This is a genomic window from Verrucomicrobiia bacterium, from assembly GCA_035946615.1.
In the GTDB taxonomy this organism is placed as follows: domain Bacteria; phylum Verrucomicrobiota; class Verrucomicrobiia; order Limisphaerales; family UBA8199; genus DASYZB01.
Window position 1 is genome coordinate 40,717 of the sequence record DASYZB010000013.1, and the last position, 20,596, is coordinate 61,312.

Below are 20,596 nucleotides of genomic sequence, written 5' to 3' on the forward strand. Positions count from 1 at the left end.
TGGCCTTGCCGGCCCACAGGATTTCAGCATGGCTATCTCGCGCTGCGGTTGGCCTCTGCGCTGAGGTGCAACGAACGGGCCGTTTTTCAATATGAACATGGTCTCTCTCAAAATCGCCAAAAGCGGAGTACGGTCGCTGGTGGAAGGGGAACTGGAGCGCACGGGCGGCCTGCTGCGCCTCACGCCGAATTGGGTGCCGCGCTCTTTCCTGCAGCCGGGCTTGCGCATCAAGCTTCATCCGGACGATACCTACGCCTATGGCGCCCACCGTGGCGGCATTGATGAACGCTGGTTCGCTTCCACCACCGAAGCGGCAAACGAAGGGCGCGTTCCGGACGAGGGTCTCAGTTATTGTATTGCAGGCAAGCAGCGGTTCACCCTGCGCAGCGCCGTTGCCGAGTGCGGTGGGGCGCTGGTTGGCAAGGCCATCTGGAAGCAATATGGCCGCTGGCCGGTCTATTCGAAGTTCTTCGATAACATGGGCCCCATTCCCCTGCACATGCACCAGAATGCGCGCCAGGCCAAACTGGTCGGGCAGGAAGGCAAACCCGAGTCCTATTTTTTCCCCCCGCAACACAACAACGTTGGCAATAATTTTCCATATACCTTTTTCGGGCTCGAACCCGGTACCACCAAGGCCCAGGTACGGCAGTGTCTCGAGAACTGGAACCGCGGGGACAACGGAATTCTGGATTTGTCGAAGGCCTACCGGCTCAAACCGGGCAGCGGTTGGCTGGTGGGCCCCTGCCTGTTGCACGCGCCCGGCTCATTCTGCACCTATGAACCACAGTGGGGCAGCGACGTCTTTGGGATGTACCAAAGCATGGTCGAAGGCCGCTACGTCCCCTGGGAGCTGCTGGTAAAGGACATGCCAAAAAACAGACACAAAGACCTCGATTTCATCGTGGACCAGCTCGATTGGGAAGGCAACGTGGACCCGAATTTCAAGGAGCATCATTATCTCGAACCCATCGCCGCCGCCGATAGCGCCAGTGAAGGTTACATCGACCGTTGGATTGTGTACGGAAAAATCAAGGGGCAACAACTGTTCACCGCCAAAGAACTTACCGTCGAGCCGGGAGTGACATGCCGCATTACTGACAACGGCGCCTACGGCCTCATTTGCGTCCAGGGCATTGGGAAAATGAATGGCCAGCCCCTCAACAGCCCCAAACTCATCCGGTTCGGCGAACTGACCGAGGATGAGTACTTTTGCGCGGAGGAAGGGGCAAAAACCGGGGTGACGTTTGAAAACAACAGCGAAACCGAGCCTCTGGTGATGCTGAGGTACTTTGGGCCCGCCGTGAATCCGGATGCGCCGGAATTGGGCGGATGACCAAGTCGGAATGAAAACCCGCAGCGCGGGGGCCTTTGCGTTACCCTAGCGCCTGCTGGACATAGGGGTTTTCCCGTCGCTCCTGTTCGAGGGTTGTCGGCGGCCCATGACCGCCGAGCAATCGAGTGGCTGGGGGCAAGGCCATGACACGCCGAATCGACTTTTCCAATTCCGAGTGATCCGAATCCGGCAGGTCCGTGCGCCCGACCGAGCCGCCGATGATAAGGTCGCCGCCCACCAGGAGGCCTTCGGCGGGCAGGTAGTAGGCGACGTGGCCGGGCGAATGGCCGGGGGTGTGAATCACTTGGACACCCAAGGCGCCGATCTTGAGTTGCTGCTCATCGGTGACGTGCCCATCAGCAGCCAGCGGTGGGATGGAAAACGGCAGCCCAAACAGGCGCGTCTGGACCTCGGGATGCTCCGCCTTTGGTTCATCGAGGGCGTGGATGAGGATTTTTGCCTGCGGAAATTTTTCTTTCACCACCGCATGATCGGCGAAGTGGTCGAAATGGCCGTGGGTCAGCCACAGGCCCGCCAGGCGCAAGCCGCGCTGGGCAGCTTCATCCAGCAGCGGTTGGGTTGTGTGGTCCGGCGCGTCAAATAAGACCGCCTCGCGGCTCGAGTTATCTGCAATGAGAAAGCAATTGGTAGCAGCCACACCGCCGGTGTTCATGAGCAGAATCATGCAGCTATTCTATCGCTGGCCGGCCAGGATTGTCAGGCAATCTGTTCAACCGGGACGACCCATTGCGTTCTGGGCCCCCGGGAAAGCGGGGAGACCCCATTAAAACGCCGGCGGGGACTCTGAGGCATCCTCCTCGAACTTGTTTTTTTCTCGATTTTTCCTCGTCTTGAAAGGATCAAAAATCCGTCCGTTCATGACGATGTAAACCCCGGCGGGCAAACTCTGGACCGCGGTGATAGCGGAGCCGATATTGAAGATGGCATCGGTGAGCCGAAAGCGAGCGGGCTGCATTGAGCCGGTCAGAACGATGGTTTTATTCGGGATGCCTGCGAGGATTCGGGCAGTCTGGACCATGGTATCGGTGCCGTGTGTGATGACGATCCGCGAAAGAGGCTCGCCGTGGACTCGTTCCCGAATCAGGAGCCGGTCGGCATCCGTCAGCTCCAAGCTGTCTTTGCGCAGGATGGATTCAATCTCATACTCGAATGCGACATTGGCTTCTTTGAGGACATCCAGGACCTGAGGCGGGCCGACTTGGAACTCACTTGTGGCGTCGAAATAGACTTTGTCAATCGTACCGCCCGTGGTGAAGAACTTGAGTTTCATTGCACAGTTCGCGTAGCTTGATTAGGAAGGCCGAAGCGCCGAGGCAGGCTGGTAGCTGTTAAATGGCCAGCCGTTTGGCCAGCGCATCCCGCACTCGGTTCATTTCTTGCCCGGTTAGCACGCCCAGTTTTCGCTCTAGTTTGACGGTCGAAACGGTCTGAACCTGTTGCAGATGGAATGCGCCGGGTTTCAGAAACGGCTTTGGGATGGAAAGTTCCCAACGGTTTGCCGCGCAATTCGGTTGTGTGGAGGAGCACGGTGACGATATCAAGCTCGTCGTCAGCGGGAGTACCCGTCAGAAGCAAGGCCGGCCGGACTTTGGCCGTCTTCCCGAAATCAATTATCCAGACTTCACCGGGGTTGACGACGGGCATCGTCATCCTCCATGCGGTCGAGCATCATCGCGCTATCCAGCGCAGCCTGGTTGCAGAGTTCAATATCCTGGTTCTGGGCAGCGATTTCGACCAGTCGCTGGCGCACCAACCGCAGCTCAGCTACGCTCAGCTTGGGCAGCTCGTTGATGATTTCTGTTGCGCTCATGATTGAAGTTAATGCGTGTGGACGCGCTTGTCAGGTCCAAATTTCACCCGTCTAACTGCCAAAATGTTTGGGGTTTCTTTGGTTTCCGGCGGCCGAATCTTCATTTTCCAGTGGAAAAGCTGGCTGTCCGGCATGGATTCGAACCATGACAAAGAGCTCCAAAGACTCTTGTGCTACCATTACACCACCGGACAAAGCCGCTCCAAAGTAGCTTTGAGGTTACCAGGGCGCAAAGGAAAAATGGGTTCAAGGGTTCAAGGAAAAAATGGGCGCGAGGTGCGTTGGGTGCGATATTGCGGGGCGGAAACTGATCGGCCTACTTGCCGGCGATCGCAAAGACGTACAGGAGTAAAACGGCAATCACCACTCCCAGGATGACGCAGACGGTAATCACGATTTTGTTGACGCTGTTGTCTTTCTTCGAGAAGCCGGTCCCTTTGGTATCAAATCCGATGCCGCGAGCGGTTTGTTCCAGCTCTGTCAAGCTCACCCCTCTCTGCATGACCATCGTTTGGTCCAGCTTTTTGGGGGCCGCCGACGCATTGTCGGTTTCCAAACGCATTTCGATCTGCCCCAAACGCAGGATTTGCCCAGGTTTGATTGGGCTTTCGGCAACTTTTTCTCCATTGATGAAAGTGCCATTGGTGGAGTTGAGGTCGTGCACGACGATGTCATTGCCGCGCAGGAGCACTTCGCAATGATGACTCGAAACCGAGGGCTCGGCGATTTGAAAGGTGTTGTCCTCCACTCGGCCAATGGTGGTTTTGTCGGCCTTGAGTTCGTGGGTACGGCCCGTCATTCCGGCGCTCAAGAGAACAAGTTTGGGCATAAGTTGCTTCGGTGGCCGCATTATGGGCCGCGTGGCCGGCAAGTCAAATGTAAAGGAATTGCGGCGGAATTAAGGCGGTTTGCGGAGTGGAGAAGAAGGGCAGGAACGGCGTGGTTCTTAGGCCTCGCCCTTTTCGATCAATGCGCGGAAGCGGGCAAAAAGCGGTGTGGAATCGTGGGGCCCTGGGGATGCCTCGGGGTGGTACTGCACACAGAAAATGGGTTTCCGTTTGTGGCGCATGCCCTCGACTGTCTGGTCGTTGAGGTTAATTCGGTCCACCGCAACCTCCGGCGGCAATGTTTTCGGGTCCACGGCAAACCCGTGGTTCTGCGCGGTGATTTCGACCCGGCCCGATTGCATGTCTTTGACGGGTTGATTGGCGCCGCGATGGCCAAATTTTAGTTTAAAAGTCTTGCCGCCAAATGCCTGGCCCAGAATCTGGTGCCCAAGGCAGATGCCGAACATAGGGATGCCCGTCTGCACCAGGTCGCTGACGGCGCGGACTGCATAATCCAGCGCCGCAGGGTCCCCGGGGCCATTCGAGAGGAAAATTCCGGCCGGTTTATGCGTCAGAGCCTCCGCTGCCGGGGTGGTGGCCGGAACGACTTGAACACGCAACCCCTGCTGGCGCAAGCGGCGCAGAATATTGTACTTCATCCCATAGTCATAAGCGACAATCGGAATGTCGGCTGGAGGCAACGGCTCACCCTGGGCCTGCCCCGCCGTGCCCTGGACCAGCTTGAAACTGGCGCTTTGCTCGTCCGGCTCGTCCCAAAGAAATGGATCCTTATGAGTGACCTCCCGGACGTAATCGACCCCCACAAGGCCCGGCCATTCCTTTGCGCGGCGCAGCGCTTCCAAATCGGATATGTCTTCGGTAGAAATAAACCCATTGAGGGCGCCGCGGACGCGGAGCTTTTTCGTCAAGGCCCGCGTATCGACCCCTTGAATGGCCGGAATGCCGTTTTGTTCGAGATACTCGGCCAGGGAGCGGTCCGCGCGCCAATTACTGACAACGGGCGACAATTCACGAATAACAAAACCACCCACGTGCGGGCGCCAGGATTCGGCGTCTTGCTGGTTGACCCCGTAATTGCCAATGAGCGGGTAGGTCATCGTCACAATTTGTCCTTTGTAGGAAGGGTCGGTTAAAATCTCCTGGTAACCGGTCATCGAGGTATTGAAACACACCTCGCCGCAGGCTGAGGCGCGCGCGCCGAAGCCTTCCCCGTGGAAAAGGGACCCATCTTCCAAAGCAAGAATCGCTCTCATTTAAAGCTGGTCGCCAAGCGGGCGGATATTAGGCAACCACCCCGGGCGGTCAAGGGAGAAGGTAGCCGCAATCAGCGCGACTTTACAGAGGAAAGGAACAAAACTCTGGCAAGATCAGCCGAAAGGTGCTGCCACTGCCCGGTTGGCTGGAAACCTCGATGACTCCACCATGAGCATCTGCCACCGCCTTGCAAATTGCCAGGCCCAGGCCAGTGCTGCCCTGAACGCGGGAACGGGATTTATCCACCCGGTAAAAACGCTCGAAAATATGCGGGAGGTCCTCGGCCGGTATGCCTTGTCCGGAATCGGTGACGATCAGGGATGCGGCGCCGTTCTCGGCCTTCGCGCGGACGCGCACCTCGCCGCGCTCCCGATTAAACTGGATGGCATTGGTCAGAAGGTTGGTGGCTACCTGCCCGATTCGATCCGGGTCCCCAACACATTCCACCGCCGGCAGGTCGCAATGTAACTCAATGCCCCGCTCAACTGCCAATGGGCGGACCAACTCGACGCTGTCTCGCGCCACTCGGGAGAGGTCGAACTTCTCGCGCTTGAGCGGTTCCTGACCCGCATCGAGGCGCGCGAGTGCCAGAAGCGACTCAGTTAGCGAGCGCATGCGTTGCGCGGCGCGCTGGCAGGTCTCAAGGGCCTCACGGTACTCGCCTGGGGCGCGCTGTCGGGACAAAACGGTCTGAGTTTTGGAAAGGATGACCGCAACGGGTGTGCGTAGCTCATGGGAGGCATCGGAGGTAAAGCGGGCCTGGTGCGCGAAGGCGGCTTCCAGGCGGCCAAAAGTCGAGTTGAGGATTCCCGCCAGGCGGCCCAGTTCGCTCTCGGTATCGGCAGCGTTGATGCGCTGTGAGAGGTCTCCGGCGGCGATTTTCATGGCGGTGGCGCTGATGTCTTCGATGGGACGAATCGCGCGGGAGGCCACCCACCAGCCGCCGGCCAATCCCAGCACCAGAACGCCTGCCCCGGCAATGATCAGCCAAAAAGCTAACCGATGCATAGCCGCCAGGTCCGGCGCAATTGAACGGCCTACCAGCACGCACTCACCGCCAGGTAAAAAGGAGAACGCCTCCCGGTATTGGCCGCGCGTCCAGGCCGCCGGAGGCACTGGCCCTTTGTGTCGCATGCCCCAAGGCCCCGAATCTTCCGCGGCCTGTGACGCTGCGTCCTTGGCAGAACTAAAGCGCTCCGGAAATACGACGCCGGCCGGTGTTGCCGGTGACCGAGCCAGAACGGAACCGTTTTGCCCCCAAAGCACGTAATAATAGGCGTTGGTTTGGCCAGACTCTATCCCCGCTGTTTGTTGCGCATTTTGCTGAATCGTCTCCTGAATCCGGGCCAGGAACGCATCAAAATCAAATCGACGCAAGACATGTGGCCGCTCTGAGGAGGGCTGTGGCTCGGACTCTGGCGGTGGTCCCGGGGCGCGCTCGAAGTGGCGTTCGAGCGGTGGCGGTGGACGGAACAAGGCCATAAATCTTTGGCCCAGGTCCTGATCAATCCGGCGCAACTGGTTGTCGCGCGCCACATGGTAAGCGGTGAATCCAAATGCCGCCAGCACCAGCACCAGAATCAACCCGTGCCAGGCCTGCACCCTCCACCGGATGGAATGAAAAATCATGGCACTCCAATACAATACCCGTGCCCGCGCCGGGTGGTAATAAACTCGTGGCCAAGTTTCTTGCGGATATTCGATACATGCACATCGAGGAGATTGGAAAGCGTGCTGTCGTTCTCGTCGAAAAGATGCTCGTAGAGCATAGTGCGCGTAACCACTTTGCCCCGGTGCAGGGCCAGGAACTCCACCAGCGAATACTCCCGCGCCGTCAGGATGACCGGCTCGCTTCCGCGCGAGACTGTCCGGGCGACCGTATCGATCCGCACATTGCCGATTTCCAAAACCGGCTCTACTTCATGGGCGGACCGGCGGATGAGCGCCCGCAAGCGCGCCAGCAATTCCGCGACATCGAATGGCTTGACCAGGTAATCGTCGGCGCCGGTATCCAGACCACGCACCCGGTCGCGCACCCCATCGCGCGCCGTGAGCAGCAGAACCGGCGTCTTTTTTGTCTTGCGCAAGCGGCGCAGCAGTTCCCAACCATCGATGCGCGGCAGCATGATATCCAGCACTACGGCGTCATAGTCGTTACTCTCCGCTTTGTATAACCCCTCCTCCCCATCGGGGGCGGCGTCGGCGGCATACCCCTCTTCCCGCAGCGCTTGCAAAAGGCTGCCTAAAAGGTCGGGTTCGTCTTCAACGACCAGGATTCTCATCGCGTCGCTTTCCATTCTAAACGGTCCGAGTCACGCCAGCAATCAATGCAAAATGAACCTTAAGAGAAGATTAAGAAAATATTTTTCGACTTAACGTTCTTTTAAGGTGGCTCTCGATAGAGTGGCCTCATGAAAAATGAATTTGGCTCTCAAAGGGATAAGCGCATGAGGGCGCCGATTGATAGATCAAAAACCTGGCATAACAAATCAAACCAAACCACGGGACTGCAATGCTGCCAGTCTGCGCAGCCCTCACTGAAAGGATAAGCAAATGAAACGAACGGTGTTAATCGCAATTGGCCTGGGTCTTGGCCTGTTGGGCGCCCAGGCCCAGAATCCGCCGGACAATCCCGGCCCGGGTGATGGGCCGCCGGGCTCTCTCCCGCACCACCGGCATCGCCCGCTCCCCCCGCTCTTAGCGGCGCTGGACTCCAATGGCGACGGTGAACTGGACGCGGCTGAAATCGCCAATGCCCCTGCCGCCCTCATGAAGCTGGATAAAAACGGCGATGGAAAAATTACCGCCGACGAACTCCGGCCTCAATTCCCAGGCGGCACAAACAGGTTCCGGTTTGCTCCCCCGCCCGGGTTCAAGCCGCCGGTCCCGCCGCTGCTGGCAACATTGGATACTAATGGTGACGGAGAGTTGGATGCCAACGAAATCGCCAACGCCAGCGCGTCGCTCCTGAAGCTCGACACAAATGGGGACGGAAAGCTGAGCCGTGAAGAATTGCGGCCCAAATGGGCTGGAGGTCCGCCCGGCCCTCGTGGTCCTGGCGGTCCCGATAGCCCTCCTCCAGGCGACCCGCCTCCTGGTGACCCCGGAGCTCCGGATGCCCCAGGCGGCCCATAAACCCGCGCCTCAACCAAAAGCCTCGAGGCTGGCAGGTGCCGAGCATCACCGCCAGCCTCTGGCGCAACCATGAAGCTTCGACTATGAGCTACCCAGCCCCGCAAGTGGATTACCGGCGCGAAATCCGCCGAATCTTGCGCCGCGAAGAGCGCGTCTTTTTCGCATTCATTTTGGGCGGTGTTTTCGCCTGCGCCTTGATCCTTGCCGCGCTGGTTTTGGGACAGTGAAGCGGCTGGTCTTTCTCTCTTTTCATCCTCGTCCCCGATTTTTTAGAGGTTTCGAGAACTAGGCGGGGCTAATGACAGAGTCGAAGCGACGAGCCGCCATTCCTGAGTGTAGGAGACGACGTAAAAAGCCTCTGATCAGCAACCTCCCGGTGAACCAAAGGCGGCCATCTGACAATCTTGATTAGAGACTCCTTACGTCATCTCCTACAAAGGTTTGGAACTGACCTGGAACTGACCTTGTCATTGGTTGAGGACGACGCGACTGAGGGCACTTCAGTTTTTAAAACGCGCCCACGCGCCCTTAAAATTCAATTGACGAATTGGAGGATGGGTTGTAGATCGTTCTATAAATCGTTCACTGCTCATGCGCGGCAGGGTCTATTCTCGGGGAAAGTATAAAGCAGCCAGGCCACAGGCACGGTCCTTGCCGCTGCCTGCATTCACTCTGATCGAGCTGCTGGTTGTCATCGCCATTATAGCAATTCTAGCAGCGATGTTGTTGCCCGCACTGTCCGCAGCGAAGGCCAAGTCGCTTCGCACGCAGTGCGCGAATAATCTCAAACAATGGGGGATCGCCTTGGCCCTGTACGGCGGAGATAACCGGGAGTTTTTTCCGGATAATACATTCGGGGGAGCTTCGGACCTGGCTTGGATGAATGCGGCCTTCAACACCAATTTCTATCCCCAGTATTTGTACAAGAACACCCCCGGCAGCACCAAAGTCGGGCAGCGCACGCTCAATGATGTCCTTTACTGCCCCACTGAGATGTGGCACCGGATTTTTGAAGGTGATAAAGATGTCGTGAATTTAATCGGCTACGATTATTTTCCGTTCCGGAAAAAAGACCCCGAATATGAAGTGGCCGGTCTCGGCCCGTGGTTCTATCGCAAGAAGCTGGGCGCCGAGTACCGCAATGCCCCTGTCATGGGCGATGTCGTTCAGTGGAAGACTCCCGGTGGATGGATGGACCCCGGTCTTGGCGTCGCCTACCCAACGTGCGCCCATCGGGGAGTGGCGAATGCCCCCCTGGGGGCAAACTTCCTCTATGAAGATTCCCACGTCGGTTGGCGCAAATTCGCGCTGGGCAACCCCGGCACCATCGCCGTCGGTGTGGATAATGGCACCTACAAGTATTACGTCAAACCAGGCGATGTCCCGCCGGGTCCCTGGTAAGAAAGCTTTCCTTAATGTCCTCTTAAGGTTGGGTCTGTTAAATTCCCGCCACCAAAAAAGCGTTGCCATTGAAAAACGCATCCGATTGAATAAAGCGAAACCAAATGAAGATTATAAACAACACTCAAGCTGCGCTGGCCCTGGGCGTGGCGGCCATTGGATGGTCCGCGCTGGCCGTTGAGGTGGACCTGAGCAAGCTGCCCCCTCCTTCGAGCAAGGAGGGCGTTACTTATGCCAAGGATATTCGCCCCTTATTCCAGGCCTCCTGCGTCCGCTGCCATAGCGGCGAAAGGCCAAAAGCGGGTTTGCGTCTGGACAGCCTGCAAGGGGCCCTGAAGGGCAGTAAGGACGGCGAGGTCATTGTGCCGGGCAAAAGCATGGAGAGCCCGCTGGTGATTGCGGTGTCGCAATTGGACGAGAAAAAGGCCATGCCCCCCAAGCCGGGGCACCATGGTCCGCGCGGGCCGGGTGGGTTTGGCGGCCCCGGAGGGCCCGGCCAAGAACCCGGCAACCATCCACCAGGAGGTCCTGGCCCCGAGGGGGCTCCCGGCGGCGGCAATTTTGGACCGCCCGGCGGCACCCCAGGCCGCTTCGGCCCGCCACCCAAACCGCTGACAGCCGAACAAGTCGGCTTGGTCCGCGCCTGGATAGATCAGGGGGCCAAGTAGAGGCAATCCCTGAAGGCGTTCAAAAGAAAACAAACTTTTTTGGGCTTTATGAATCCGCGGTAGCGTAGTATCGTCTATGGTAGTGATATGAAAAAGTTGCTGATACTGACTGCTGTTCTGTTTGGAGCCGTTTCGGCCTCTCAAGCCGGGCTCCATTTTGGCCTCGGGTTCGGCCTTCCACTGCCTGCCGTTGTGGTAGCCCCGCCGGCGGTCGCTTATGCGCCACCTCCGGTTTATTACCAGGCGCCAGCGCCAGTTTACCAGGCGCCAGCGCCGGTTTACTCGCCGCCTTCTGCGATTTATGCCCAGCCACCAGTCGTTTACACCCCGCCTCCCGTTGTGTACGCGCCTGCACCGAGCCTTTACTTAGGCTTCGGCCCGCGGGTTTACGGGGGCGGCTATTATCATGGCTGGGGCGGGTGGCGGCATGGGGGTTGGGGCTGGCGTGGGCACGGTTGGCGCCGTTAGCATTGAAACAGTTAGCGGCCTCATCGCCCGCCAAGGTCCTGCTGCACGAGGTTGGTGATGGCGGCGAAGAACGTTTCGGCCATTTGCCGATCACCTGCTGGGGCGAAATGGACCAGGTCGATGAACTTATCGTGTGCCCCATCCAACTGAGGATGGGTATCCACCAGGCAAACCTCCGGGTTTTGGCGTGCGAGTTCTTCGAGCAGCAGCGAGTTTAATTGGTTGACCCCGATTAAGGCATAAACGGCGGGGAACGCTTTACGATAGAATTCCACCAACTCGCCAGTGCTTTGGCTGTCAACTGCCATGGAATAATTTCCAATGACCAACCGGATGTGGTTGGACCGGGCGATTTTGATGAGCTGCCGGTAATCCTCAGCGCAGGCCGATTGCAGCAACTTAGAGACAGGAGGCGGTTCGAACGCGGGATTTGCCGCGAACTGTTTTCTGAACGAAAGCATTTTGAAACGGTACTCGGCTTTGGCGAGCAAAGGCATGGGACGCTGCTTAAAGGCCGGGGGATGCTTTACCGAATTGGCAGGCAGCGAAGAAAAGAGGGAACGGAAGGTATTCCAGCCGTGATAGGAGAGGATCATATCGGGATGCAGCGGAAGGATATCCTTCCTTAACCGATAAAGGTTATTCTCAAGGCCGTGGTTTGGAAGGCCCGCGTTAATGACCTCGATGGGAACGGCTCCTCGGAAATGTTCGCGAAACAGTTGTTCGAGGGCCTCCGGCCAGGGTTTATGCTCCGGAGTCAGAGTGAATCCAAAAGTATTGGACTCGCCCAAAGCGACAATTCGGTAGGCCCTACCCTTGGCAGGTGAGATTTCGCGGCCCCGAAAGCCCAGACTGTTAATGTGAATTCGGCTTTGGAAGAAGGTCGTATTGGTATTAGTCCGTATGCGGAAAGGCAGGACGCCAGCAGGGTCGGGTTGAAAGAGATCGCGGACTAACCGATCGTACTGATTCAAATACTTTCCGTACCAATGCAGGAAGGCATTGGGCTCTTTTTTCGCAACGTCATACAAATAACCGGTTCCGGCGACTTCGGGGTGAGGGTCCAAGGGTCGAGGGCTGCGCGCGACCCAATCCGCAATTGGGAGCAGGATTACCAGCACGAGCAGCGTATTGACAATCAGCACAGACGATGCAGGCATTGGGAACCATCTTTTGCACAGGAGCAATAAAAAGACCAAGACAAGCAGTCCGATATAAAATGGAGCTGTTCTGTCCTGCAGATAGGAGGCGGCCAGCCATACAAAAGCGCCACAAAAAGCCCATGGTATCGAGAGCGCCTTCCACCAGGCTTTAAAACGCGAGGAGTCCATTAGGGGCGCATGCAACGCGGCGGCAGCGGCAATGAGCCACGCCAGAATGGCATAATAGGGATCGAAGACGGTGATCGTTTGCCGGGCGAGGATGAGGCTGATCGCCAGGAAGAGAGTCGAGAACCAGGCGATTGCTGCGGCCCAAAGCGAGAGGCCGATTTGCGGGTGGCGCGGTTTACTTGGAATCCAGGGTGTCAGCAGGCTCGCCCCAAGAAAACCCAAAGCCGCAATGTCCGGCCAAGGCATTTGGGTCAGAGCGGCCAAATAGATGGCGAGGCCAATGAGCGCGACGCTGGTGACTCGAAGAGCCATAGCAACACGCACATACTCCGGTTTCTCCGGCCTCATCGAATGCGCTGACAAAATGTCAAAACTGCTTGTACAAAAACGGCGCCAGCGCCGGACCGCTGGTAAAGAAGAGCAAAGCGCCCAGAATAAGCAGCGAGATAAAGATCGGAAGGAGCCACCACTTTTTATTTTCTCTTAGGAAAGTCCAGAATTGCTTCAGAATGTTCATGGCTGCTTCCTTTGGTTACCAACGACATCAAACGGCTTTCTCTCGCGCATACATTCTGCCAAACACGTGCCAAAACTAGGTTCTTGCAGGCATGAAATCAAGTGCTAGCCGCTGCCCGCGCTGCCCGGGCAGCGGTGGCGGATATGATTATCAGTGGTGACAAGGACCTGGTATCCCAATCGTTGGCGCGGCGGAAGCCGTCAAACTGCTGGCTCTTCCCTAGAGCGTGACTTCATGAGAATAAGGCTTGCGGCTTTGGCGCTGTGGCGTCTGGGGGATTCACTCGCCGAAAAATGTCCTGTTTTAGCCTTCATTCCTATTTCCGCCCCGGCAATGCGAAGGCCACGTAGGCATCGCCACTTTTCGTGCCAACCTTGCCGCCGCCGCAGGCGATGACCACGAATTGGCGGCCATTCACCATGTACGTTGACGGCGTAGCAAAACCGTTGGCGGGCAACTTGGCCTGCCACAGAGTTTTGCCCGTCCGCTGGTCGAAGGAGCGAATCATTTCGTCCTTGGCGGCGGCGATGAAGAGCAGGCCGCCTGCGGTGACAATCGGTCCACCGTAGTTTTCCAGGCCGGTCGGAGCAATCCCCCGAGCGGTGAGGGCCGGGATTTCGCCCAACGTCACACGCCACCGGTATTCACCGGTATTGAGGTCAATGGCGTTGAGGGTACCCCAAGGCGGTTTAACGGCGGGGTAACCGTTCGTATCGAGCCACCGGTTGTAGCCGGTCATCGTGTAGGGAATCCCGCCCAGGACAACGTCGCCGGAGACTTCCTCATGACGTTCGGCGCCCGCGGCCGGCGTTGTGGTCCCAAGCAGCACATCGGCGAGGGCCTCCTTTTGCCGGTTCGAAAGGAAATTAAATGAAGGCATCATCCCGCGCCCGGTTGCCAGCAAATGGACGATGTCGGCGCGTTTCATTTTTTTGCCGATCTCAACCAGGGAGGGCACGTTTTGGGCGGCATTGCCCTTGCGCTCGACGCCGTGGCAGGCCGCGCAGATTTGGGTAAAAAGCTGATGACCACCGCCGGAGGGACCGTTGGTTGAAAGAGCGATTGGCACCATCGTGAGTATCCAGGGCATCTCGTTTTCGTTCACATACAGCACACCGTCCGGATCGACCGCCGCCCCGCCCCATTCGCCGCCGCCATCGAAACCCGGAAAAATAATCGTGCCTTCGGTGCTGGGAGGGGCAAAAGGCACGTGCGGGCGAATTTTGGAAAATCGGTCGAGCACCTCGCGTCGTGAGGCGGGAGAGATATCAGTGATTTCGTTGTAAGTGAAGAACTGGCGCGCAAATGGCAGCGGTTTGGTCGGCAGCGGCTGGGTGGGCCAGGCCGCTTCACCTTGGAGATCGGAGGGAGGAACCATGCGCTCTTTGATCGGAAACAACGGCTCGCCGGTGTCCCGGTTGAACAGGAAGACATGCCCTGACTTGGTAGTCTGCGCAACCGCATCGATCGGATGCCCATTGTGCCGGACCGTAACAAGGACCGGTGGTGCAGGCAAATCGCGGTCCCATAGATCGTGGTGAACGCATTGGAAATGCCAGATGCGCCGGCCCGTGTTGGCATCCAGGGCGAGCAGGCAGTTGGCAAAGAGGTCCTGGCCGATGCGGTTACCACCCCAAAAATCAAACGCGGCTGAGCCGGTTGGGACATAGACAATCCCGCGGCGCTCGTCCACGCTCATGCCTGTCCAGCAGTTCACTCCCCCGACGTAGGTCCAGGCATCGGGCGGCCAGGTGTTGTAACCTGGTTCTCCGGGATAGGGAAGGATATGGAAGGTCCAGACGATTTTGCCGGTGCGAATGTCATAAGCCCGGAGATGCCCAGGCGCAGCGGGCGCGGGTCCTTCCCCGACGCGCAGGGGAAGGAACAGGAGGTTGCGATAAACTGCGCCGGGCGAGGTCGAAACGACGTAGAGATTGCTCACGTCGCGGCCAAGCCCGTCTTTGATATCCACATGGCCCTTGTCGCCGAAGCCCTCGATGGACCGGCCCGTTGCCGCATCCACAGCATAGAGGAAATGATCGGCGGAGAAGAGGATTCGGCGGTCGGTGCCGTCAGCCCAATAAACCACGCCGCGATTGACGCCCAGGGCATCGCTGCTGGGCCGGCTCTCGAAGGGATCGAAGCGCCATAGCTCGTGTCCGGTAGCGGCGTCGAGGGCAATGAGTTTGAGCCGGGGCGTCGTCCCATACAGGATGCCGTCGATGATGAGTGGATTGCACTGGATTTGAGACAGGTTGTCCGCGCGGGCATCCCCGGAATGGTAAACCCAGGCGACTTCGAGTTGGCGGACGTTGCGCGGCGTAATTTGCTTCAGGAGCGAGTAATGGGTGCTGCCGCGGTCGCCGAGATAGACGGGCCAGTTGCGCTCAGCGGGCGCCGCGGCAAGACCGCACAGGAAACTATTTAAAGCCCAGAGGCTGCAGCCAAGCGCCCCAAGGCAGAGCCGATTGAATTTGGAACTGCGCAATTTCATGGTTTATTACTCGCTCAGCACGGTCTCTTTCGATTCACCAACCAGATACACCGGCGAGGGCCCGAGTTGGACGCTGCCCCCGGGGAGTTCATTGCCCATCATATCGCAGGCCTTCACGGTTGGACCCAGCTTGAGTCGCGCGGGATGCTCTGGCGCAGCCCAGGCGATTGAGACGACCCGCCCGGCGCTCTCAAAGGAGTACACCCGGGTGCCCTCATGAACAATTTGCGAGATGCAGCGGTCGGGGACGCCGAGCAAGCGCGTCAGAGTGGCCACGCCGCAATACATCTTGCGGGGTGTGCCGCCGTACTCGAAGAGCACGCCGGCGGCATCAGGCCCGTTGATGGTCCCGCAGGTGCCCGCATGAAAAAATATTTTTCGCACGCCATGGGCAAAGGCGACAGCGGTAAACTTCACAATGTGCTCTGTAGCGGCGCACTCGCTGGGCCAGCGGCACCGGTTCATGGTGGCATCGCCCACACTCGGCGGCGCGCAGGCGGGGTCGTCATCGGCGTAGCAACCCCATTCGGTAATCCAGACCGGCTTCGGGCCGCCATGCTCGTTCATGAGATGTTCCAGGAATGAGAATGAATCTTCAAAGCTCTCCGCTGGCCGGGCTGGGTCGTACATGTGGAGGTCGAACACATCAAGCCAGCGCAGGCCACCCTGGGCCACGAAATCTTGCGTCAGCCCCGCTTCGAGACCCGCGCTGATGCCGCCCACAACCCGGCACTGCCCCTCTGCGCGCAAGGCCTTGGCAGCCGTTTCAAGAAAATGCAGGTAGTCGCCCAGCGAGTAACCAAACTGGCGCGGGAGGGCATAATCAGTATAAACCGGCTCATTGAGGACTTGTATGTAAGTGACTTTGCGCCGGTCATAATGCCGCGCCACTTTGAGCGCGTAATCGCCAAAGGCCTTTAAATCTCTGGGCGCAAAAGCTACGGGCAGGCGCGTCCGCAGGGACTGGTTTTTGCCCGCAGCTTTTTGGACCTCATCGGCACGGGCGGTTGTGGACCAAAGCGCTGAGGGAAAGGGCAAAAGCACCTCAACCTGGCCGTCCAGGGCGAACAGGCGCTGGATTTGAGTGTCTGCGGCGGTGAAATCAAACCGGCCTGGCTCAGGCTCGATCGTTTGCCACTTGGCCGACCAATCACGCCACCAAACGATGCCCGCCTGCCGCGCCCGCTGAACAAGGAAGTCCCACGGGTAAGCATGATTGAAACCCAAGGCCGAGTCAGCCAGGTCGTTGTTCGCTGGAAGGATAAGGCCGCAACGGAGCGATTGAGTTTGTGACAGGACAGTCCCATTTGAGAAGGACAGGGACGACGACTGCGCGCGAGGTTCCAGAGAGCGGGATGGGACAGCGGTCCAGTTGGCCCTGAAAAAACCTTGGCGGCCACTGCACAGATGTGCCCAGGCCCGGCTGCGCTCACCGTGCGCCGGAACATGCAGGCGCCGCTCGGCGGCAAAAGCCCGGCGGTCGAAGAAATCAGTCAATTCGAGGTTGCCTCGGAGGGTTGCGGCCCGCTCGGAGTCGTTGTAAGCCCGTAGCGTGATGGTTAGACCTGCAGCGGGGTTGGTGAAAATATTTCCCGGGGCGGTTGTCTCGATAAATGATTCGAGCGGCTGGCGCGGTTCATAAGGGGTGGCATGCTCTCCGCGCTCCAACTGGACGGCATCAACCCAGAGCGTGGCTGATTCCAGTTTCGAGTCTCCAAGGTCCGGTCCCAGAGCGATAAAGAGAAACCGTTCGGTCGGCTTAAATGTAAATTCATATCGTTGCCATTGGGTTCCGACGCGGACCTCTTTTTGATGCGCATTTTCAGGGGCCTCAATGAACGCCAATTGAGCAGGAACAGCATCCCGATCAGCCCGCAGAAAGGCCGAGAGGGTCAAAGGCTCGCCGGGCTTGACAGGGAACCAGCCTTGATTGGCCGCCAAAATGCGGCGAACGGGCTGGCGAACCGGGTCGTAGTAATCGAAATAAAACACCGGTGTTGTCTTGGGCGTTATGGAGATTTTGAGGCTATGCCGGCCATGGCTGGCGGCCTGGTCATCCCATTGGCCTTCCAGCCGGTAAAGGTTGCCTGCCCAGCCTTTCAAACCGTAAGTGAAGCTGCCCCAATTTGCCGTGCCGCACTCAAAACTGCTGTTGGGGATAAAGTTCTTAACCTGCGCGGTCGCAATCTGAGGAAACCATTGCTGGCCCTCGGCTGATTCAGCCAGCACAACGCCCTCCAGCCAGAGAGTGCCCGTGCTTTTGAACCAGAATTGCAACCGGCTTGAAGAAGCGGGCAAATCAATAGCAGCGCGAAACAGGAACTCGAAATGCCCCCACTGGCTGCCCGGTGAGAATGCCTCGGCTAACCCCGCATTCTGCCAGGGACGCGTATTCGATAGTCCAACCTCGACTGCGCCACCTCGGATTCCTTGAGCTTTTGCGCCAAAACTGAGCCGATACCAGTGGCCTTGACGCACACTGACCTTTCCGATCTGGCAGAGCATCGCGTGGAAGTCCGGGCCGTCCCCGTTGGACTCGGTGCAGCTCAGCCTGGCGCAGCGTTTGCCGTCAGGGCCGGTGTCCACTCTCAACTGTTGTTTGATTGCTGGGTTCCCTGCCGTGGACCAGAAATCGGGAAGACCCGATTCGTTTTGCATTTGATCGAACGAACCGTTTGCCACCAGGTTCGTCTCAGACGCGCTTAGACCGGAAATGCCGCCAAGAATCGACAAGAAGATCAGTGCGACGAGTTTCATCAACTGGGCTTGTTGTAGCTACTGAGGGGGAAGGATTCAAAGAAAAACCAAAGGCGGATTGTGAACCAATTGGCGTTTCGATCCTCTTCATGCTGACAAATATGTCATCATTTAAAATCTTCCCGAGAACAGTCTCACTCCCGCCCATTATTCACGGTGAGGCAAGTGATAGGATCGAGCGCCGCAGGCTTTTACGGGTTTGTGTTTCCTTGTGGTCCAAACGTGGACCCCGAGCAGGACCGCCGATACGAGGAAAAGCAGCAGTAACAGAAGCAGCTGATTGCTGTTCAAAGGCTGAACCGCGACAGCAGGCGGTGGATAGGCAGCAGTTTGGACGAGGTTCGAACTGACCATTCGTGATGTTTGCTGGGTGACAGGGGCCCAAACGACGTTTGGACCGGGCTTTTCGGGATTGGGCGGCGGATTGGTTGGAGGTCCCGCCGGCGGCGAAGGGCCTGTCACAGGCGGTGCTGTTGGCCGACGCGAGGCAGACGCTCCGGAGAACTGCCCCGCGCCGGCACCCGAGCTGGCGCGGCCCGAGCCCATTGCAATGAGAGTAGGCATCTCAAAATCCATTCTCATAAGGGACTGGCCCCTGCCCGACAGCAGGCCTGGGCCTTTGCTTTCCTCGACAAATGGTGCCGGGGCAATTTTGTTCCTGCGGTTCCGTTGGGAAACAGGGTGCGCCTGACCTCAAATGGATTGCGTAACCCCTTATAAAGCCGATGGATTCTTAGCCTGTGGGCGCGGTTTGATAATCGGCCTGGTAACCACCGCCCAATCTGAGCCGGACCGCATGCGGTTCCCGCTCATGCGTGAATTCCACGCAAAATGCGTGAATCTGGCGCACTGGCCGGCGCGAAGCGTCTTGGAGGTAGGTAAAAACCCCATGTGAAAGATTTATCAATCCCGAGATGATGAACGGGTTAGCTAAATCACTCCTAGCCCCAAAGGGCGCAGTTTCACCTATGGCTGCGCCCTTATTCCTTTGGCGCTGGACTCCCTGGCTGGTTTGCCGAGGGATTCGGACTTCAGGAATTTGATTTGTTGGATGACTTTTAGAGGCGCCTGCGCTATGGTCTGAGGCAAATCGCCGAAACCTGATGCGCGAGGAACGAACAGAGGTTCTGATAGTAGGGGCTGGGCCGGTCGGGCTCTGGACGGCTCTGCTGCTGGCCCGGGCGGGCATCGAAGTGGCCGTCATTGATCGCGAGGAAAGAACAGCCGCTCGCAGTTATGCTTGTGCCTTGCATCCCCGAACACTGGGGCTGCTCCAGCAGGTCAATGTGGCCCAAACCGTGCTGGCGCAAAGCCGCGCGGTGCGAACAATTGCTTTCTACGATGGGGAGAACCGGCGAGCGGAGGTAAATTTGGCCGGTGATGAAGGCCACTTTCCCTTTCTGGCTATTCTGCCGCAAAACCAGCTCGAAACCACCCTCGAAGAGGCACTATGCGCAGCAGGGGTAAAGGTCTATTGGAATCACCGGTTTGACGAATTGTCCGATGAACAGCGGGAGGTCATCGCCACGATCGAGGAGTTGGGTGGAACCGGCACCGGCTACATCGTCCCGCATTGGGAAACAACGGTCCGCCGCCGCACCTCCGTGGGCGCACAGTTCCTCGTGGGCGCCGATGGGCATCATTCCCTTGTGCGCGACCGTTTAGCCATTGGTTCTGATTCTGCCGGCGAACGGGAGTCCTTCGCCGCATATGAATTCGAGTGCGATGAGACAAGCCAGGACGAGATGCGCGTTGTTCTGGACGACCGGAGCACCAACGTGCTTTGGCCCTTGCCGGGTAATCGCTTCCGCTGGACTTTTCAAATGCTCAAATCCGATGCCCCGGCGGAATTTCCCGAGAAGGAACGCTCCACAATGCGTCTGGCTCAACCGCAAATAGACGAGCGCATCCGGGCTTACGTGCAGAAGGTTGCGAAGAATCGCGCGCCGTGGTTCGCCGGGGAGGTCAAGCGCATCGCCTGGTGCACCGAAGTAGGCTTTGAACCCTCCCTGGCCCGGTCCTTTGGCAAGGGCCGCTGCTGGTTGGCCGGAGATGCTGCGCACCAGACAGGACCCGTTGGTGTGCAAAGCATGAACTTGGGATTTGCCGAAGGGAAACACCTGGCCGAGGCCCTCGTCCGGGCGCTGCGCGGGTCCGGACCTAATGAGAGCCTGGCCGCCTATGACCGCCAGCAACAGAACGAATGCCGCAAGCTGCTTGGCCTGAACGGTGGTTTGCAGCCCCGGGCCGATGCCGACGCCTGGGTGCGCCGACGTTGTGCCAGGATTCTACCCTGCCTCCCTGCCACAGGCGGCGACCTGACAGGCTTAGCCAACCAATTACGCCTCGATATGCCTTGGGGCTCTGCTCCCTTGCGATCCGCTGCCTTTTCTCCCAAGGGTCAAGCCGGCGAATCCAATACCTCACCTGCGAGTGGCCGCCCAACATGACCGAGCGCATCTTGACACTGCCACCGGGAACTTGTTGTAGCCGCCGCGGAACGCCGGCTTTAGCCGGCAGGGGTGGTGAATTACACACTGCTGCCGGCTGAAGCCG

The 20,596-nt window shown here is 58.4% G+C and carries 18 protein-coding genes and 1 tRNA gene; 7 read left to right on the forward strand and 12 right to left on the reverse strand.

From position 1 onward, the window contains the following. Nucleotides 1–91 precede the first annotated feature (91 nt). A complete protein-coding gene (locus VG146_02480) occupies nucleotides 92–1,336 on the forward strand; it encodes a hypothetical protein (GenBank protein ID HEV2391209.1) in 1,245 nt (414 codons plus the stop codon). Nucleotides 1,337–1,376: 40 nt separating this feature from the next. Here VG146_02480 and VG146_02485 read toward each other — a convergent pair whose 3' ends face one another. The 8 genes from VG146_02485 to VG146_02520 form a co-directional block, all read right to left on the reverse strand. Beyond that, entirely contained in the window at nucleotides 1,377–2,009 is a 633-nt protein-coding gene (locus VG146_02485; protein ID HEV2391210.1) for an MBL fold metallo-hydrolase, read from the reverse strand. Nucleotides 2,010–2,120: 111 nt separating this feature from the next. Beyond that, nucleotides 2,121–2,627: an asparaginase domain-containing protein gene (locus VG146_02490; GenBank protein ID HEV2391211.1), complete on the reverse strand. Its 507-nt coding sequence runs from the start codon at nucleotides 2,625–2,627 to the stop codon at nucleotides 2,121–2,123. Nucleotides 2,628–2,978: 351 nt separating this feature from the next. Then, nucleotides 2,979–3,167: a hypothetical protein gene (locus tag VG146_02495; protein ID HEV2391212.1), complete on the reverse strand. Its 189-nt coding sequence runs from the start codon at nucleotides 3,165–3,167 to the stop codon at nucleotides 2,979–2,981. 120 nt (nucleotides 3,168–3,287) lie between these two features. After that, nucleotides 3,288–3,361, reverse strand: a tRNA-Gln gene (locus tag VG146_02500). 122 nt (nucleotides 3,362–3,483) lie between these two features. After that, nucleotides 3,484–3,996, reverse strand: a complete 513-nt coding sequence (locus tag VG146_02505) for an FHA domain-containing protein (GenBank protein HEV2391213.1) — start codon at nucleotides 3,994–3,996, stop codon at nucleotides 3,484–3,486. Nucleotides 3,997–4,113: 117 nt separating this feature from the next. Further along, a complete protein-coding gene (gene carA, locus VG146_02510; protein ID HEV2391214.1) occupies nucleotides 4,114–5,268 on the reverse strand; it encodes a glutamine-hydrolyzing carbamoyl-phosphate synthase small subunit in 1,155 nt (384 codons plus the stop codon). Between the two features lie 82 nt (nucleotides 5,269–5,350). Further along, nucleotides 5,351–6,898 carry an ATP-binding protein gene (locus VG146_02515; GenBank protein HEV2391215.1) on the reverse strand — a complete coding sequence of 516 codons (1,548 nt, stop codon included), beginning with the start codon at nucleotides 6,896–6,898 and terminating at the stop codon, nucleotides 5,351–5,353. Beyond that, nucleotides 6,895–7,551 carry a response regulator transcription factor gene (locus tag VG146_02520; protein ID HEV2391216.1) on the reverse strand — a complete coding sequence of 219 codons (657 nt, stop codon included), beginning with the start codon at nucleotides 7,549–7,551 and terminating at the stop codon, nucleotides 6,895–6,897. The genes VG146_02515 and VG146_02520 overlap by 4 nt, the downstream gene beginning before the upstream one ends. A gap of 271 nt (nucleotides 7,552–7,822) precedes the next feature. Here VG146_02520 and VG146_02525 point away from each other — a divergent pair, with 271 nt between their 5' ends. From VG146_02525 to VG146_02545, 5 genes are all read left to right on the forward strand, one after another. Then, the gene (locus VG146_02525; protein HEV2391217.1) at nucleotides 7,823–8,404 is read left to right on the forward strand and encodes a hypothetical protein; all 582 of its coding nucleotides are present in this window, start codon (nucleotides 7,823–7,825) and stop codon (nucleotides 8,402–8,404) included. A gap of 83 nt (nucleotides 8,405–8,487) precedes the next feature. Further along, entirely contained in the window at nucleotides 8,488–8,631 is a 144-nt protein-coding gene (locus VG146_02530) for a hypothetical protein (GenBank protein ID HEV2391218.1), read from the forward strand. 424 nt (nucleotides 8,632–9,055) lie between these two features. Then, nucleotides 9,056–9,805, forward strand: coding sequence for a prepilin-type N-terminal cleavage/methylation domain-containing protein (locus VG146_02535; GenBank protein HEV2391219.1), 750 nt, complete (start codon nucleotides 9,056–9,058; stop codon nucleotides 9,803–9,805). Nucleotides 9,806–9,909: 104 nt separating this feature from the next. Then, a complete protein-coding gene (locus VG146_02540) occupies nucleotides 9,910–10,473 on the forward strand; it encodes a c-type cytochrome domain-containing protein (GenBank protein HEV2391220.1) in 564 nt (187 codons plus the stop codon). Nucleotides 10,474–10,560: 87 nt separating this feature from the next. Continuing rightward, entirely contained in the window at nucleotides 10,561–10,941 is a 381-nt protein-coding gene (locus VG146_02545) for a hypothetical protein (GenBank protein HEV2391221.1), read from the forward strand. A gap of 20 nt (nucleotides 10,942–10,961) precedes the next feature. Here the strand turns inward: VG146_02545 and VG146_02550 are convergent, their stop codons facing one another. The 4 genes from VG146_02550 to VG146_02565 form a co-directional block, all read right to left on the reverse strand. Further along, nucleotides 10,962–12,620, reverse strand: coding sequence for a hypothetical protein (locus VG146_02550; protein ID HEV2391222.1), 1,659 nt, complete (start codon nucleotides 12,618–12,620; stop codon nucleotides 10,962–10,964). A 19-nt stretch (nucleotides 12,621–12,639) separates the two neighbouring features. Then, nucleotides 12,640–12,789 carry a DUF5989 family protein gene (locus VG146_02555; protein ID HEV2391223.1) on the reverse strand — a complete coding sequence of 50 codons (150 nt, stop codon included), beginning with the start codon at nucleotides 12,787–12,789 and terminating at the stop codon, nucleotides 12,640–12,642. Nucleotides 12,790–13,105: 316 nt separating this feature from the next. Continuing rightward, nucleotides 13,106–15,283 (reverse strand): PQQ-binding-like beta-propeller repeat protein, encoded by a 2,178-nt coding sequence (locus VG146_02560; GenBank protein HEV2391224.1) that lies wholly within the window; start codon nucleotides 15,281–15,283, stop codon nucleotides 13,106–13,108. Between the two features lie 6 nt (nucleotides 15,284–15,289). Further along, on the reverse strand, nucleotides 15,290–18,040 hold the full coding sequence (locus VG146_02565) for a hypothetical protein (GenBank protein HEV2391225.1): 2,751 nt from the start codon (nucleotides 18,038–18,040) through the stop codon (nucleotides 15,290–15,292). Between the two features lie 1,103 nt (nucleotides 18,041–19,143). On the opposite strand from VG146_02565, the gene VG146_02570 reads away from it, so the two are divergent. Further along, nucleotides 19,144–20,490, forward strand: a complete 1,347-nt coding sequence (locus tag VG146_02570; protein ID HEV2391226.1) for an FAD-dependent oxidoreductase — start codon at nucleotides 19,144–19,146, stop codon at nucleotides 20,488–20,490. Nucleotides 20,491–20,596 lie beyond the last annotated feature (106 nt).